Source organism: Xenorhabdus griffiniae (genome assembly GCF_001028135.1).
Classification (GTDB): domain Bacteria; phylum Pseudomonadota; class Gammaproteobacteria; order Enterobacterales; family Enterobacteriaceae; genus Xenorhabdus; species Xenorhabdus bakwenae.
This window is the reverse complement of sequence record NZ_LDNM01000082.1, coordinates 44,673-59,042: the sequence shown is the minus strand read 5'-3', so window position 1 is coordinate 59,042 and position 14,370 is coordinate 44,673. Positions and strand designations below refer to the sequence as shown.

14 protein-coding genes and 1 other annotated feature are annotated in these 14,370 nt (G+C 43.2%); of the genes, 5 read left to right on the top strand and 9 right to left on the bottom strand.

Features of this window, described 5'->3' with window-relative positions; translation table 11 throughout:
* The first annotated feature begins 45 nt into the window (after positions 1–45).
* Positions 46–714, top strand: coding sequence for a TonB system transport protein TonB (gene tonB / locus AAY47_RS15160; protein ID WP_235428369.1), 669 nt, complete (start codon positions 46–48; stop codon positions 712–714).
* Positions 715–780: 66 nt separating this feature from the next.
* Here tonB and yciA read toward each other — a convergent pair whose 3' ends face one another.
* Together yciA and AAY47_RS15150 are read right to left on the bottom strand one after the other, a co-directional pair.
* Complete coding sequence (gene yciA / locus AAY47_RS15155) at positions 781–1,218, bottom strand: acyl-CoA thioester hydrolase YciA (RefSeq protein WP_047770992.1); 438 nt, start codon at positions 1,216–1,218, stop codon at positions 781–783.
* Positions 1,219–1,295: 77 nt separating this feature from the next.
* Positions 1,296–1,832 (bottom strand): septation protein A, encoded by a 537-nt coding sequence (locus AAY47_RS15150; RefSeq protein ID WP_047770970.1) that lies wholly within the window; start codon positions 1,830–1,832, stop codon positions 1,296–1,298.
* Positions 1,833–2,060: 228 nt separating this feature from the next.
* On the opposite strand from AAY47_RS15150, the gene AAY47_RS15145 reads away from it, so the two are divergent.
* Complete coding sequence (locus tag AAY47_RS15145; protein ID WP_047770969.1) at positions 2,061–3,767, top strand: SulP family inorganic anion transporter; 1,707 nt, start codon at positions 2,061–2,063, stop codon at positions 3,765–3,767.
* Between the two features lie 61 nt (positions 3,768–3,828).
* Here the strand turns inward: AAY47_RS15145 and AAY47_RS15140 are convergent, their stop codons facing one another.
* Positions 3,829–4,584, bottom strand: coding sequence for a YciC family protein (locus AAY47_RS15140; RefSeq protein ID WP_047770968.1), 756 nt, complete (start codon positions 4,582–4,584; stop codon positions 3,829–3,831).
* 474 nt (positions 4,585–5,058) lie between these two features.
* On the opposite strand from AAY47_RS15140, the gene ompW reads away from it, so the two are divergent.
* The gene (ompW, locus tag AAY47_RS15135) at positions 5,059–5,700 is read left to right on the top strand and encodes an outer membrane protein OmpW (protein WP_047770967.1); all 642 of its coding nucleotides are present in this window, start codon (positions 5,059–5,061) and stop codon (positions 5,698–5,700) included.
* Between the two features lie 77 nt (positions 5,701–5,777).
* On the opposite strand, the gene trpA is transcribed toward ompW, so the two are convergent.
* The 6 genes from trpA to AAY47_RS15105 all read right to left on the bottom strand — a co-directional run bounded on the left by trpA (position 5,778) and on the right by AAY47_RS15105 (position 12,371).
* Positions 5,778–6,584 carry a tryptophan synthase subunit alpha gene (gene trpA / locus AAY47_RS15130; protein WP_047770966.1) on the bottom strand — a complete coding sequence of 269 codons (807 nt, stop codon included), beginning with the start codon at positions 6,582–6,584 and terminating at the stop codon, positions 5,778–5,780.
* Positions 6,584–7,774 carry a tryptophan synthase subunit beta gene (gene trpB, locus AAY47_RS15125; protein WP_047770965.1) on the bottom strand — a complete coding sequence of 397 codons (1,191 nt, stop codon included), beginning with the start codon at positions 7,772–7,774 and terminating at the stop codon, positions 6,584–6,586. Before trpB ends, trpA begins: the two co-directional genes overlap by 1 nt.
* 30 nt (positions 7,775–7,804) lie before the next feature.
* The gene (gene trpCF, locus AAY47_RS15120) at positions 7,805–9,169 is read right to left on the bottom strand and encodes a bifunctional indole-3-glycerol-phosphate synthase TrpC/phosphoribosylanthranilate isomerase TrpF (RefSeq protein ID WP_047770964.1); all 1,365 of its coding nucleotides are present in this window, start codon (positions 9,167–9,169) and stop codon (positions 7,805–7,807) included.
* Complete coding sequence (trpD, locus tag AAY47_RS15115; RefSeq protein ID WP_047770963.1) at positions 9,166–10,170, bottom strand: anthranilate phosphoribosyltransferase; 1,005 nt, start codon at positions 10,168–10,170, stop codon at positions 9,166–9,168. The genes trpCF and trpD overlap by 4 nt, the downstream gene beginning before the upstream one ends.
* Before the next feature lie 63 nt (positions 10,171–10,233).
* Positions 10,234–10,812: a glutamine amidotransferase-related protein gene (locus tag AAY47_RS15110; RefSeq protein WP_047770962.1), complete on the bottom strand. Its 579-nt coding sequence runs from the start codon at positions 10,810–10,812 to the stop codon at positions 10,234–10,236.
* The gene (locus AAY47_RS15105) at positions 10,812–12,371 is read right to left on the bottom strand and encodes an anthranilate synthase component 1 (RefSeq protein WP_047770961.1); all 1,560 of its coding nucleotides are present in this window, start codon (positions 12,369–12,371) and stop codon (positions 10,812–10,814) included. Before AAY47_RS15105 ends, AAY47_RS15110 begins: the two co-directional genes overlap by 1 nt.
* A gap of 27 nt (positions 12,372–12,398) precedes the next feature.
* Positions 12,399–12,504, bottom strand: a sequence feature (Trp leader region).
* Positions 12,505–12,801: 297 nt separating this feature from the next.
* Between AAY47_RS15105 and rnm the strand changes: the two genes are divergently transcribed.
* Positions 12,802–13,674 carry an RNase RNM gene (rnm, locus tag AAY47_RS15100; RefSeq protein ID WP_047770960.1) on the top strand — a complete coding sequence of 291 codons (873 nt, stop codon included), beginning with the start codon at positions 12,802–12,804 and terminating at the stop codon, positions 13,672–13,674.
* Between the two features lie 19 nt (positions 13,675–13,693).
* Positions 13,694–14,314 (top strand): L-threonylcarbamoyladenylate synthase, encoded by a 621-nt coding sequence (locus AAY47_RS15095; RefSeq protein WP_047770959.1) that lies wholly within the window; start codon positions 13,694–13,696, stop codon positions 14,312–14,314.
* The last annotated feature ends 56 nt before the right edge of the window (positions 14,315–14,370 follow it).

The following is a 14,370-nucleotide window of genomic DNA, read 5'->3' as shown; positions in this document are numbered from 1 at the left end:
CCTATCTGAAAACTGACTATCATGCTGTTAAACAAGAATTCTCTTATGCGTTGGATACATTGGCCGATACTACTTTCTGTTTGTTTACACATTTCTATTGCGGCGGCGCTTTTCCATGCCATTAAACCTGAAAAACAGGTAGAAGCCCCGTCTATATCTGTTGCCATGATCCAGTTGGCGGCTGAAGAGGCGCCTGTCTCTAAACCTGCCATACCTGAATCAATTCCTGAACCGGAGCCAGAGCCAGAACCTATTGCGAAAATTGCTCTGCCTAAACCTAAGCCTGAGAAAAAAATTGTCAAAAAAGAAATTAAGCCAAGAGAGAAAAAGACAGAAAAAGCTTCAGAACAACCCCTGAAACCTGTTTCTGATCAGGAACCTCAGACGGCAAAAAGGCTGGACAATCAAAAATCGGAGCACCATACCATTAATGAAAACGTGGGTACACGAAGCGGACCAAAAGCACTAAACAGGCCAGATCCCATTTACCCATCCAGAGCAAAACAGTTGGGGACAGAGGGGACGGTAAAAGTAAAATTTGATATTGATGAAAATGGTCGAGTTAAAAATATCGAAATTATTTCTGCCAATCCGAAGAATGTCTTTGACCGTGAAGTGAAAAATGCGATGAGAAAATGGCGTTATGAAAAAATACCTGCTACCGGGCACCTAACGACTATCGAGTTTAAAACTACGGGTATTTCACAATCCTGACTTAACCAAAGTTTCTTACCCGGTCAGGGGATGCAAAGCATCCCCTGACTTCATCAGCAAAATGAATTATGACTCTGAATCACTGCTTGCCAATTTAAAGTGCCTTTTATCTTCAGGCAAAGGACGGGAAGCGTTATTTTCATCAACGGCAACATAGGTGAAAACAGCATCTGTCGCACGATAACGCTGACCGACTGGCTCAGAAGCCACTTTTTTCACCCACACCTCAATATGAATGGTAATAGATGAATTTCCCGTTTTAAGACAACGGGCGTAGCAGCATACGACGTCACCTACCGCAACCGGTTTTAGAAAACTGATGCCATTTACGCTAACAGTTACTACGCGTCCCAGAGCAATCTCTTTTGCCAGGATTGCGCCGCCAATATCCATTTGAGACATCAGCCAGCCACCGAAAATATCCCCATTGGCATTAGTATCAGCAGGCATGGCCAGTGTACGGAGAACCAATTCTCCGTTTGGTAAGCATTGTTGTTGTGTCATTAGAAAACTTGCTTTATTTGGTGAATACAACAATACCTGCCGCTGCATCGGCAGGTATCCATATGAAGGTTATTATATTATTTTTGTTCGCGAGGCAGATGACGGTAGATATATACCACACTCAATACAGTAAAGACCAGTGTCAATGCCGTTAACCCGAACACTTTAAAGTTTACCCAAACATCTTGAGGTAGCCAGAAAGCGACATAAATATTTGCTAATGCACAGGCAATAAAGAAGATTGCCCAAGCCATATTCAGTTTGTTCCAGACAAAATCAGGTAATTCTAACTCCTTGCCTAACATGCGTTGAATTAATGGCTTTTTCATCACCCATTGGCTGATAAATAGTCCCAGAGCAAAAATGGCATAAATGACAGTCACTTTCCATTTAATAAATAAATCACTGTGGAAAGCCAGTGTCAGAGTGCCGAAAACAGCAACCATAACAAATGTAATTAAGGAGGATTTCTCAACGCGACGATAAATGAGGTAAGTAATGACAACCACTAACCCTGTTGCAGCAATTAAGGCACCAGATGCATAGAAAATGTCGTACATTTTGTAGACGACAAAGAAAACGACTAGCGGCAAAAAGTCTAAAAGTTGTTTCATAAATTGAACCCATTGTGAAGTCAATGATGGCATGTTTTTGAATTTGTGCCAGAGTGTACCAGATCTCAATGAAATGGTTTATTTATCAGGTAAAAAACATTTTTCATCTGTTTGGCTAATTTTATCACAATGAGCGACAAGCTAAGTGTGAGAGAGGGGAAACGGGTGAGTTTCCATTTAGCAACGCACTATAACTAGGTTTCATTTTCACAAAAGGGCATAAAGGTCATGTTGTGGGGAAGATTACATCGTTGGATGCCGGGCTTGGGAAATATTTGTCATTACCGTAGAGAGTATTTCAGCCATGATATGCGGGCGGGTCTCTCTGTTGCCGCAGTCGCGCTGCCTGTTGCGATTGCTTATGCTGAATTAATGGGAATTAGTGCCATTATTGGTTTATATGCCTGTATTTTACCGATGTTTGCGTATGCACTGTTTGGCACTTCGCGGCAGTTGATTGTTGGGCCAGATGCTGCAACTTGTGCGGTTATTGCTGCTGCTGTGACACCGCTGGCATTGGGAAATGAGCATGTGCGCTGGCAACTTGCCATAGTTATGACGTTAATGACAGGGTTTTGGTGTATTTTGGCCAGCCATTTTCGATTGGGTGCCTTCGCTGATTTTATATCTCATCCCATTTTGAAGGGCTTTATTAACGGCGTTGCGATTACCATTATGGCGGATCAGCTGGCTAAAGTTTTTGGGCTGTCTGGGTTGCCTGTGGAATTGATTGAACGATTAATTGCACTTCCCCGTAAACTATTAGAATCTCACTGGCCGACGGTAGGGGTGTCAGTAATGACGCTGCTGGTACTGCTTAGTGTGCATTTCCTCCGTCCGAGTTGGCCTGCGCCACTGGTAGCAATGATCGTATCGACTTATATCAGTTGGCAATTTGAACTCAGCCAATATGGTATCCAGATTGTGGGTAGTATGGGGAGCGGTTTGCCTATTGTTCCTGTACCCGAATTTGAACCCGGTATCATACGTGATTTAGTTGTTCCTTCCATTAACTTAGCGGTGATCAGTTTCGTCAGTTTTATGATGACTGCTCGTAGTTTTGCCAGTAAAAATGGCTACCAAGTCGATGCAGATCTGGAACTTAGGGCATTGGGTATCGCCAATATTGCTTCGTCATTATCACAAGGTTTTGCTGTCAGTGCTGCCGGTAGCCGTACTGCGGTCAATGATGCGCTTGGTGGTAAAACGCAAATGGTTTCGGTGATAGCGGCTTGTGCTATTTTGCTGGTATTGCTGTTTATGACAGAATTTTTGGTGTCTATTCCTCTGTCATCACTGGGTATTGTTTTGATCTTTTCCACTTGGTCTTTATTGAGTTTAAAAAATCTTTGGGCTTATCGAAAACGTAATCGTCAGGCTTTTACTCTGTCAATTTTTACGTTAATTGCCGTCTTGCTGGTGGGGGTGATCGATGGTATCGGTTTTGCTGTTTTGTTAGGATTATTGCAATTTTTGCGGATAGTTTTTCGGCCTTCGGATCAGCTGCTGGGCGTGAATGACCAAGGTATGGTTCGTTCTATCCATAAACATAATGATATCAAACCCATAGATGGCATTATGATGTACCGCTTTAACTCTCCTCTCACTTATTTTAATGTTGGATATTTTAAAAAACGGGTATTACTGCATGTGAAAAGTGCTGCAAATGATCCTGTGTGGTTAGTGGTCGATGCGACGGTCAGTTTTACCTATGATGATGTCAGTGTTTTTGCCGTGTTGGATGAGTTAATCACAGAATTAAAAGAGAAAGGTGTAACATTGGTTTTGGCAGGGCGCAGAACAGAGCTAAATCGCTGGATTAAACAGAACAAACTAAGTCGTAGCGATGACGATTTAATAGTTGTGCCGGATCTCTACTTTGCCATTCGTTTACTTCAAAGTAAGCAGCAGGTGGAGGACAAACAGGAAAAGTAAACTGCGGTTCACCCCGCTGCATTAGTATTACAGCGAGGTGAACTATTTTAAGTGCTTTTTATTAAATACCGTTTATGGTTTTATTTTGTGGCTTGACTAACATATACAAACGAAATAGGTAAATCAGTAACAGAGATGATAAGAAATTATCCAGTGTTGATAGCAACATATCGGGCATTTTTGTCAGCACAAGAGTCAGGATTAGCTTGGCGACAAGCCATAACAGTATAGCTGGGATCAACAACCGCATATTACCAAATGCCAACTTCCAACTATTTTGCATGGCTGCAAAAACATTTTTGCTTTTTTCAAACAAAAAAATTGGAGCCAGTGAGAATGCAATAGAAAACAGTAGCCCCGGCAGGATCATTAAAGCGTAGCCGATTTGGACCAACAGGGTACAAATCAGCATTAGCAAGAACATCTTAGGTAGTTGCGTTATTGATAATGTACTGGCATGAATGGCATTAGTTTTCTGACCGCGAGAGATAGCATCGATGAGTACCAGCACACTGGCCGTTAGTAGGGTATTACCAAATATGTGGGTAAATAAAACCCCGAACATTGTGCGCATTAACGTGAATTGCTCATCTGGCGTTAATTGCATCACGAAACGTTGGATACCTGTATTGCCGGACTCTCTGACTATATTTTGCAACTCGGCTAATAGATTGAGCTGTTCATCATTCGGCATGAGTAAATGCCCCAGCAGTGTTGTCACCAGCGCGGCCAGGACAGAGAGGATGACAATATTCAACAGTTGATTCTTTAAAAAGTTGATGCTGTCACGATACAGGGTATTTGCCGTGATGGGCATGAAAGTGGCTCCTATCAAATAAAACAACAATAGTGCACAATTGTACCTTGTTAGGGGGATTATTGGATACCTAAGATTTACTCCTTGTATCTTGAGGCTGATGGGGCACGAAATCTTGTTTGCCAGGCTCCTTATTGTCGATTTTATAAAAATGATCAACTCATTAACTTTGTGTTAATAAATTGAGGGTGGGCTGGAATATTAAATAAGGTTTTTTAATGTATAATTTCTATTGTTTTTTATTGTTATTCATTTAAAAATTGATATTAAGATATAAATCATGGATGGCATTAAAATTAATATGCAGAAAATTTTGATTTGGATCAATTTTAAATATCCAGTAAATGAAATAATAAAGCAGTAAATACCTTATTTAGCCAAAAATATTTAAAAGATGTGATCTGTCTTAGATCATAATAGTAAACAAACGGGTATATTTCTGACTGTTTTAAAACCACATAAATGGGATGGATAATGAAGAAGATTTCTGCGCTTGTATTGGCTGTTGCTACGTTAGCCCCGTCATTGACTTTTGCCCATGAAGCAGGTGACTTCCTGTTCCGTGCAGGTACAGCAACGGTAAGACCGCATGCGGGTTCTGATAATGTATTAGGATTGGGATCTTTTGGTGTCAATAATAATACTCAGTTGGGGTTAACTTTTGGTTACATGATTACTGATAATATTGGTGTTGAATTATTGGCAGCAACACCATTTCAGCATAAAGTCAGTTTGCCGGGCGCGGGTGAAATTGCTGAAGTTAAACATTTACCACCAACACTAATGGCACAATATTATTTTGGTTCTTCAGAAAATGAATTTCGTCCTTATGTCGGAATTGGTGTTAACTACACGACATTCTTTAGTGAAAAATTTACTAATAATGAGACGGTAAAAGGCGTTAATTTAAATAGCCTGGATCTGAAAGATTCTTGGGGTATCGCTGGGCAGGTTGGCCTGGATTATCAACTGGACAAAAACTGGATGCTGAATACTTCGCTTTGGTGGATGAATATTGAAACTGATGTGAAATTCAAAGTCGGTGATGTAGATAAAAAATATAAAACCCGCCTTGATCCGTGGGTCTTTATGTTCGGTGTTGGTTATAGTTTCTAACTAAAGCTACGTGTGTTTGACGTTGACATAAGAGAAGAACCAATGGGGCGTCATTGCCCCATTTTTTGGTAGCGTGCTTATAATTGTGTGGCGTTTTTCATGGCACGAACAAAATCCGTTAACTTTTCCAGCATGATGTTGGGTTGATGTAAGTTATCTTCAATAATTTTGACAATCGCTGAACCTGAAATTGCACCCGCAGCACCGGCATTGAGAGCGCTCATAACCTGTTCTGGCTCTGAAATGCCAAAACCTTGTATAGCCGGGGCAGCGTGATATTCTTTGAGCTTATTGACAATATGATTAAATGGCTGTTGAGCGCGATTTTCACTGCCTGTCACTCCCGCTCTTGATAGCAGATAGGTATATCCCCGTCCAAATGAAGCAACTTCACGCAGTAAATCATCATCTGCATTAGGGGGACAAATAAAGATCGGGGCAATATCATGCTTTATGGCAGCTGAACGGAAAGGCGATGACTCGGGTAATGGCACATCAGCGACAAGTACGGAGTCAACACCTGCACTTTTGCAGCGACGATAAAATTCATCAATGCCATTGTGAAAGGCGAGATTGGCGTAAACTAACAGGCCAATGGGTATATCAGGGTGTTTAGCGCGAATTTTAGCCAGCAGGTCAAAACATAGTGTGGGCGTGACCTTGGATGATAACGCCCGCAGATTGGCATTTTGGATAGTTGGGCCATCAGCCAGGGGATCTGAGAACGGAATACCCAATTCAAGCGCATCAGCACCGCCTGAAATTAAGGTATCAATAATTTCCAATGATAATTCAGGATTAGGATCACCAAGGGTGACAAAAGGAACAAAAGCGCCTTGATTTTGGTGTTGTAACTTCTTAAAAAGTTGTTCGTAACGTCCCATCAGATTTCCCCCTTGGATTTTAAAATATCGTGAACGGTAAAGATGTCTTTGTCACCACGACCAGATAAATTGACAATTAATAGTTGTTCCTTGTCTGGAGATTCATGGATCATTTTCAAGGCATAAGCCAGCGCATGAGCGGATTCCAGTGCAGGAATAATCCCTTCATTGCGTGAGAGTTCCTGAAAGGCCTCCAGGGCTTCATCATCAGTAATTGAAACATAATCGGCTCTACCGATGCTGTTTAAATAGGCATGCTGTGGGCCGACGGAAGGAAAATCTAAACCCGCCGAAATGGAATAAGATTCTTCAATTTGCCCGTCTGCTGTCTGCATCATTGGCGCTTTCATGCCAAAGTAAATTCCCAATCTTCCGTGTTTCAATGGGGCACCATGCTCTCCGGTTTCAATACCATGCCCCGCAGGTTCAACACCGATCAAGCGAACATTATTTTCTGGAATAAATTCAGCAAACAAACCGATGGCATTTGAACCACCACCAATGCAGGCGATAACGGCATCAGGTAAACGGCCTTCTTTTTCCAGAATCTGAGCTTTGGCTTCTTCACCAATCATACGTTGAAATTCTCGTACCATTGTCGGATATGGGTGAGGGCCAGCCGCAGTGCCTAATAGGTAATGTGCTTTCTCATAGCAACCCGACCAGTCACGCATTGCTTCGTTACAAGCATCTTTCAAGGTTGCCGAGCCGCTGTGGACAGGGATCACTTCTGCACCCATCAAACGCATGCGAAAAACATTGGGCGATTGGCGTTCAATATCTTTTGCCCCCATATAAATACGGCATTTCAGCCCCAATAGCGCACAAGTCAGGGCGGTGGCGACGCCATGTTGACCCGCGCCTGTTTCAGCAATGATCTCATGCTTTCCCATGCGTTTTGCCAACAATGCTTGCCCTAAAACCTGATTGGTTTTGTGAGCACCGCCGTGGAGTAAATCTTCACGTTTCAGGTACAAACGTGTTTTTGTCCCTTTAGTCAGGTTTTGACACAGCGTTAAGGCAGTGGGTCTGCCTGCGTAGTTTTTCAAGAGATCCTGAAAGGTACGCTGAAACTCTGGATCTTTCTGTGCTTCAATAAAGGCTTCTTCTAATTGGTTAAGTGCAGGGATCAAAATTTGTGGCACAAATTGCCCACCAAAATCGCCAAAATAAGGATTCAATTTACTCATTGTTCTACTCATCCATTTTTATCTGAAAAATTAGTGATAACAGCGTAATTGTTGAAACACCTGTTTGATTTTCTGGCTGCTTTTGATACCCGGAGACACTTCAACTCCTGAGTTAAAATCCAGTCCATAACAGCCAAATGTTGCTGCCAGTTGGCAGTTTTCAGCGTTCAGGCCACCAGCCAGGAAACTGTTATGCTGAATGAATGGGTTGATTAACTGCCAGTCAAATGGTTTTCCTGTTCCGCCTGCTCCGTTATCCAACAATAAGTGTTCAACATGGGGTATTGCGGAAACTTCCTCAACCTTAGACATATTAATGGCTTTCCAAATTTCACAATGTTCAGGCAGCCCTGAGCGTAGGGAGTTAATGTAGTTTTCATCTTCATCTCCGTGCAATTGAACTGCGGTGAGCGAAAGCTGACGGGCGGTATTATTGACAAAATCAATGGATTGATTTTGAAACACGCCAACATATAGAAGAGAGGCTTCATTGATGATTTGTTGAGCTTTTTGCAGGCTGATTTTGCGCGGTGATTTTTCGGCAAAAATTAAACCACCGTAAACGGCTCCCATTTGCAATGCGGTTTTGGCATCCTGTGGGCGAGTCAGGCCACAGATTTTGTTGTCACCCAAAATCAGGCGGCGTAAAGCGAGATCTAAATTTTGTTGTGCCATTAAAGAACTACCAATAAGAAAACCATCGGCAAACTGGCTCAATTCCCGCACCTGACGATGCTGGTGGATACCGGATTCACTGATAACGATCGTGTCTTTGGGTAAATCAACTGACAATTTACGGGTACGCCCTAAATCAATGGACAAATCACGCAGATCCCGATTATTGATACCAATAACTTTTGCCCCCAATATAATCGCGCGTTGCTTTTCATCTTCATTACTGACTTCGGTCAGTATGCCCATCCCAAGACTGTGTGCCAGTGATGACAGCTCACGATACTTATCATTATCAAGAACGGAGAGCATAAGTAAAATAGCGTCAGCCTGATAATAACGGGCAAGATAAACCTGATAGGCATCAATAATAAAATCTTTGCACAGAACAGGTTGATGTACAGCAGAACTGACCATGGCGAGAAAATCATAACTGCCCTGAAAGTATTTTTCATCAGTCAGGACAGAAATTGCAGCAGCATAAGGCTGATAAGTTTTTGCAATGTAAACAGGATCGAAATTTTCACGAATTATCCCTTTTGACGGAGAGGCTTTTTTGCATTCCAAAATAAAAACGGTTTGCTGATGGGTCAACGCCTGATAAAACCGACGGTGACTTGGAACGATAACCTCAATAAAGCTCTCCAGCGGTTGCTCTGCCTTACGAGTAATCAGATATGCCGCTTTATCATCAACAATTTTCTGTAATATGCTGGTTTTCATGATCGAGTCCTTGCTGCCAATGCCGTTACTTTTTCATAAGCCTGGCCGCTGTAAATAGTATTAAGGGCCAGTTGCGTGTTTTCTCGCAGATTTTCATGTCCGTGAATTTTCATCAAAAGAGCCACATTTGCGGCTACCGCATCAGCATGGGCCTTTCGTCCCTGGCCTTGCAGTAACATTGCCAGCATATCGCGATTCTCTTCTGGGGTTCCACCTTGCAGTGAAGATATCGGATGGCCCGGTAAGCCAAAATCGGTTGCTGTTAACTGGTATTGATTAATCTCACCGTGACTGAGTTCTGCAACATAGGTTGGGGCATGTAAAGCAACTTCATCCATTCCGCCACTGTGTACAACGGCGGCGCGTTGATAACCCAAGGCATGTAAGGTATGGGCTATCGGTTCAACTAATTCAGGAGTATAGACTCCGATAAGAGACACAGGAGGGTGCGCCGGATTGATCAACGGGCCAAGCACATTAAATAATGTTCGGGTTTTTAGTTGCTGGCGAACTTGCACCGCATGACGGAATCCACGGTGATATTGAGGTGCGAACAGGAAACAGACACCAATATCATCTAAGGCTCTGCGTGATTCTTCAGCCTGGGCATCCAATGCAATGCCGAATGCAGCTAATAAATCGGATGAGCCAGATCGACTGGAAATACTGCGATTTCCATGTTTTGCTACCTTAAGGCCACAGGCAGCAGCAATAAAAGCGCTGGCTGTTGAAATATTGATGCTATTGGAACCATCTCCACCTGTGCCGACGATATCACAAAATGTGTAATCGGGGCGTGGAAAGGGGGCTGCGTTTGCCAGGAACGCCCGGGCTGCGCCCGCAATTTCTTGTGGCTGCTCGCCCCGCAACTTCAGGCTAATTAATACAGCAGCCAGTTGTGTATCGCTCAACTCGCCATGAATAATGGCAGTGAATAGCTGTTGGCTTTCTTGTTGTGTCAGTGCTTGCGCACTGAATAATTTGTCAAAAATCAACTGCATCTTCCCATTCCTTTAAGTTTAGTGCCTTTAATTCGATACCCTTAAACTCACGACCTTTAATTGTTAGCTCAATGCCCAGGTTAGCGTTTGTTCAAGCAGTTTGGCACCTTGTGTAGTCAAAATAGATTCGGGATGGAACTGAAAACCACAAACTTTGTGCTCATCATGGCGCACCGCCATCACGATATCACCGCATGAAGCAGAGACAGTCAGGGCTGTCGGAGTGTGCACAGCGGCAAGAGAATGGTAACGAGCGACAGACAAAGGATTTGGGAGGCCGGAAAACATATTTTTCCCATCATGGATAGCTGATGTGGCTTTGCCATGCAAAATTTCCTGTGCAGCAGAGACTTTTCCTCCGTAAGCTTCAATAATCGCCTGATGTCCAAGACAAATTCCGATTATCGGGATCTGGCCTGTTACTTGCCTGAGCAATTCAGGCATACAGCCTGCCTCTGAGGGGTTCCCTGGACCGGGGGATAACATCAAAAGAGGAGATTCCATCTCATTAAGTTTGGTAATAATGATGTCTGCTAACACGGTATTGCGGTAAATAACGACATGGTGACCATGAGTACGCAGTTGATCCACAAGGTTATATGTAAAGGAATCTGCATTATCAAGTAAAAGAATAGTAGCCATCAGAATGTCACCTCCACATGATGCGCTTGTGCAATTGCACGAATAACGGCTCTGGCTTTACTGTGCGTTTCATCTACTTCTGACTGAGGAATGGAATCCAGTACCACACCGACTCCAACCTGAATGGTCGCTTGATTGTTTTCCACGTAGGCAGAACGGATCACTATGCAGGTGTCAAAATCCCCATTGCCCGTGAAGTAACCGACGGCTCCGCCATAACTGCCACGCCGTTCACCTTCATATTCTGCGATGAATTGCATCGCCCGAACTTTAGGGGCCCCTGTCAATGTGCCCATATTCATGCAGGCTTGATAGGCATGGAAGACATCTAAATCATGCCGGAGTGTGCCGACAACACGAGAAACCAGATGCATAACAAATGAATAGCGATCGACTTTGGTTAAATCGGCGACATATCGACTGCCCGGTTCGCAGATACGGGCTAAATCGTTGCGAGCCAAGTCAACTAACATCACATGCTCAGACATTTCTTTAGCATCTGTGCGCATTTCCAGTTCAATTCGGCTATCAAGATCGGCATCCAATTCTCCGTTGTTATCGCGTCCACGTGGTCGAGTACCGGCTATCGGATAAATTTCGATCTGGCGGTTGTCGGCATCATATTTAAGCGCACTTTCTGGTGAAGCCCCAAACAGGCAAAAATCCTGATCTTGCATAAAAAACATATAAGGGCTTGGGTTTTGTTTTTTCAAAACATGATAAGCGCTCAGAGGAGAAGGGCATGGCAAGGTGAAACGACGTGATGGAACGACCTGAAAAATATCCCCTTGGCGGATAAATTGCTGTAGTTGGCGCACGATATTTGCGTATTGTTCATCACTTTGGTTGCAGCCAACAGTAATACCGGGCAGTGTGACAGGTAAGAGTGGCTGAAGTGGGGCTGAAATGGCGGCAACTAAGGTTGTTAAACGTTTTTTAAGGCGTTTTCTTTCTGAATCGGATTCGCCAAACAATGAAGTTTGCAGACGTGAGTGTTTATCTTGATGATCGATCACTAATAGCACTTCTGCGAGATAAAAACAGAAATCAGGGCAGCGCTGGTGATCTTCTACTGTCGGCAATGGTTCAAACCCGGCGACTAAATCGTAAGCAAACAATCCACCAACAAAAATGGCATCGGGAGCGTCTGAGAAGGATGCTAATGCTGCCAGGGCACGTAATGCGTCAAAAACGGAATCGGATTTTAGCCGGCTATCTTCGTCCAGATTGCGCTCAATAGCAGGAAACCGTACTCGCATAACCTGTGGCTCTACATCTAATTGGGCTTTGTCTGAAAGTAAATTAGCGAGTATCGGGATCAGGTTTTGGCCATTTTCAGTGAGTGCTTCAAAAGTAACTTGACGCCCGTTGGCTGTAATGCGCATAGCACTATCAATGATCAGGATGCTTTTGAGATTCTTTTTACTGTGAATTTCAGCCGAATCCAGCAATAACGTTGCTGGGCGATTACTACAAAGTTGATGAAAAAGCAGTGTCGGATCTGTCTGATAGAGGGTATCTACCTGATTTATAGAAATATTAAATTCTTTGCCTGTCATCTTCATACCCCGTTTCTAATCTTTATTCATAAAAAACCCGCCTCTTAGGGCGGGTTTTGGCACTTGCGTATCTATTCTTAACTTATGTGCGCGAGCCAACCGCCCTGACTGGGAAGTTGTGCCACCAACGCTTTGACTGCTTAGTTTGCATAAATACGCTCATTTCGAGTGCCTCATCAGTTCAATAGTTTTTTAGTTAAGTTTTTTTAATAAAGAGTGTTTCAGTTAACCTATGTACTAGTAAACTAGTTCGATGGTTGCTTGTCAATGATTTTTTATGTTTGCAAACCACATTCATTATCATTGTTTCAACAAACTCGCCTCTTGAACTTTACTCTTGTGTTATCATTAGCGCCTTGCGCTTGATAGCGCTGCATATCACTTAATCGATAGTGCCTTTTTCCCCACCCGAAAAACAGGTAAAAAAACAATGACTGAAGCCGCCAGTGAAATGACAAAACGCTATGATCTGCATAGCCATACGACCGCTTCAGATGGCGTTTTATCACCTGAGCAGCTCGTGGACAGAGCCATTGCTATGGGGATTGATGTACTGGCCATCACCGATCATGATACGACGGAGGGTATTCCGTCTGCTTTAAACCATATTCAGCAAAATAATTTGCCATTAACTTTGATACCCGGCGTTGAAATTTCGACATTATGGCAAAATCTGGAAATTCATATCGTTGGCTTACATATTGATATCAACGCTATTTCCTTAAGGAAGTTATTAGCGCATCAGGTTGATTTAAGGCAACAGCGGGGTATTGAAATGGGGCAACGGTTGGCCAAAGCAGGTATTGCTGATGCCTGGGAAGGGGCATCCAGATTAGCCAATGGTGGACAAGTCACTCGAGGTCATTTTGCCCGTTATTTGGTCGAGGCGGGAGTTGTACCGACTATCCCGAAAGTGTTCAAAAAATATCTGGTAAAGGGAAAAATCGGTTATGTCCCACCGCAATGGTGTACAATTGAGCAAGCTATTGAAACCATTCACCAGGCAGGGGGACAAGCTATAATTGCTCATCCCGGTAGGTATAATTTGTCGACGAAGTGGCTAAAACGGTTAATAGTTTGGTTTAAACAACATGGTGGTGATGCAATGGAAGTTGCCCAGTGCCAGCAAGCCCCTAATGAAAGACAGCAACTTGGTCAACTGGCAAGAGAATATGGGTTGAAAGTATCATTAGGATCGGATTTTCACCAACCTTGTTCATGGATAGAACTTGGGCGCAATTTGTGGTTACCCGGTGATGTTGTACCGATATGGCACGACTGGTCACGGCGTGGGGCTGCATAGAAGTATAGAGGTTATTTGTATGAGCCAGTTTTTTTATATCCACCCTGACAATCCACAAGTCCGTCTTATTGACCAAAGTGTGGATGTACTGAAAAAGGGCGGAGTTGTCATCTATCCGACTGATTCAGGTTATGCCATGGGTTGTTGCCTTGAAAATAAAGAGGCTATGACCCGTATATGCCGTATCCGCCAATTGGAAGGACGCCACAATTTTACGTTGATGTGTCGTGATTTGTCTGAAATTGCCACTTATGCCCATGTAGATAATCAGGCGTTCAGGTTGATCAAAAATAACACGCCAGGCAATTACACTTTTATTTTACAGGCGACAAAAGAAGTACCGCGCCGCTTGATGAACGAAAAACGTAAGACTATTGGCCTGCGCGTTCCTTCTAATCCTATTGCGTTAGCACTGCTGGAAAAGATGCGTGAACCACTGATGTCATGTAGCTTGATTTTGCCTGGAAATGATTTTGCTGAATCTGATCCTGAAGAGATTAAGGATACTTTGGGTAAACAAGTTGATTTAATCATTCACGGTGGTTATCTTGGGCAGCAACCGACGACGGTAGTGGATTTAACTGGGGATTCACCAGTCATTCTTCGTGAAGGCGAAGGTGATGTAATCCCTTTTTTATAAAGTGTACGTTTTTTTAAAGTATACGATTCAATTTTTATTTAGTATCACGACGCCTG

Excerpts from the sequence above, each read along its gene's own strand:
- tonB (WP_235428369.1), top strand. The coding sequence starts at position 46 with ATGCGTTGGATACATTGGCCGATACTACTTTCTGTTTGTTTACACATT.
- yciA (WP_047770992.1), bottom strand. The coding sequence starts at position 1,218 with ATGACACAACAACAATGCTTACCAAACGGAGAATTGGTTCTCCGTACA.
- AAY47_RS15150 (WP_047770970.1), bottom strand. The coding sequence starts at position 1,832 with ATGAAACAACTTTTAGACTTTTTGCCGCTAGTCGTTTTCTTTGTCGTC.
- AAY47_RS15145 (WP_047770969.1), top strand. The coding sequence starts at position 2,061 with ATGTTGTGGGGAAGATTACATCGTTGGATGCCGGGCTTGGGAAATATT.
- AAY47_RS15140 (WP_047770968.1), bottom strand. The coding sequence starts at position 4,584 with ATGCCCATCACGGCAAATACCCTGTATCGTGACAGCATCAACTTTTTA.
- ompW (WP_047770967.1), top strand. The coding sequence starts at position 5,059 with ATGAAGAAGATTTCTGCGCTTGTATTGGCTGTTGCTACGTTAGCCCCG.
- trpA (WP_047770966.1), bottom strand. The coding sequence starts at position 6,584 with ATGGGACGTTACGAACAACTTTTTAAGAAGTTACAACACCAAAATCAA.
- trpB (WP_047770965.1), bottom strand. The coding sequence starts at position 7,774 with ATGAGTAAATTGAATCCTTATTTTGGCGATTTTGGTGGGCAATTTGTG.
- trpCF (WP_047770964.1), bottom strand. The coding sequence starts at position 9,169 with ATGAAAACCAGCATATTACAGAAAATTGTTGATGATAAAGCGGCATAT.
- trpD (WP_047770963.1), bottom strand. The coding sequence starts at position 10,170 with ATGCAGTTGATTTTTGACAAATTATTCAGTGCGCAAGCACTGACACAA.
- AAY47_RS15110 (WP_047770962.1), bottom strand. The coding sequence starts at position 10,812 with ATGGCTACTATTCTTTTACTTGATAATGCAGATTCCTTTACATATAAC.
- AAY47_RS15105 (WP_047770961.1), bottom strand. The coding sequence starts at position 12,371 with ATGACAGGCAAAGAATTTAATATTTCTATAAATCAGGTAGATACCCTC.
- rnm (WP_047770960.1), top strand. The coding sequence starts at position 12,802 with ATGACTGAAGCCGCCAGTGAAATGACAAAACGCTATGATCTGCATAGC.
- AAY47_RS15095 (WP_047770959.1), top strand. The coding sequence starts at position 13,694 with ATGAGCCAGTTTTTTTATATCCACCCTGACAATCCACAAGTCCGTCTT.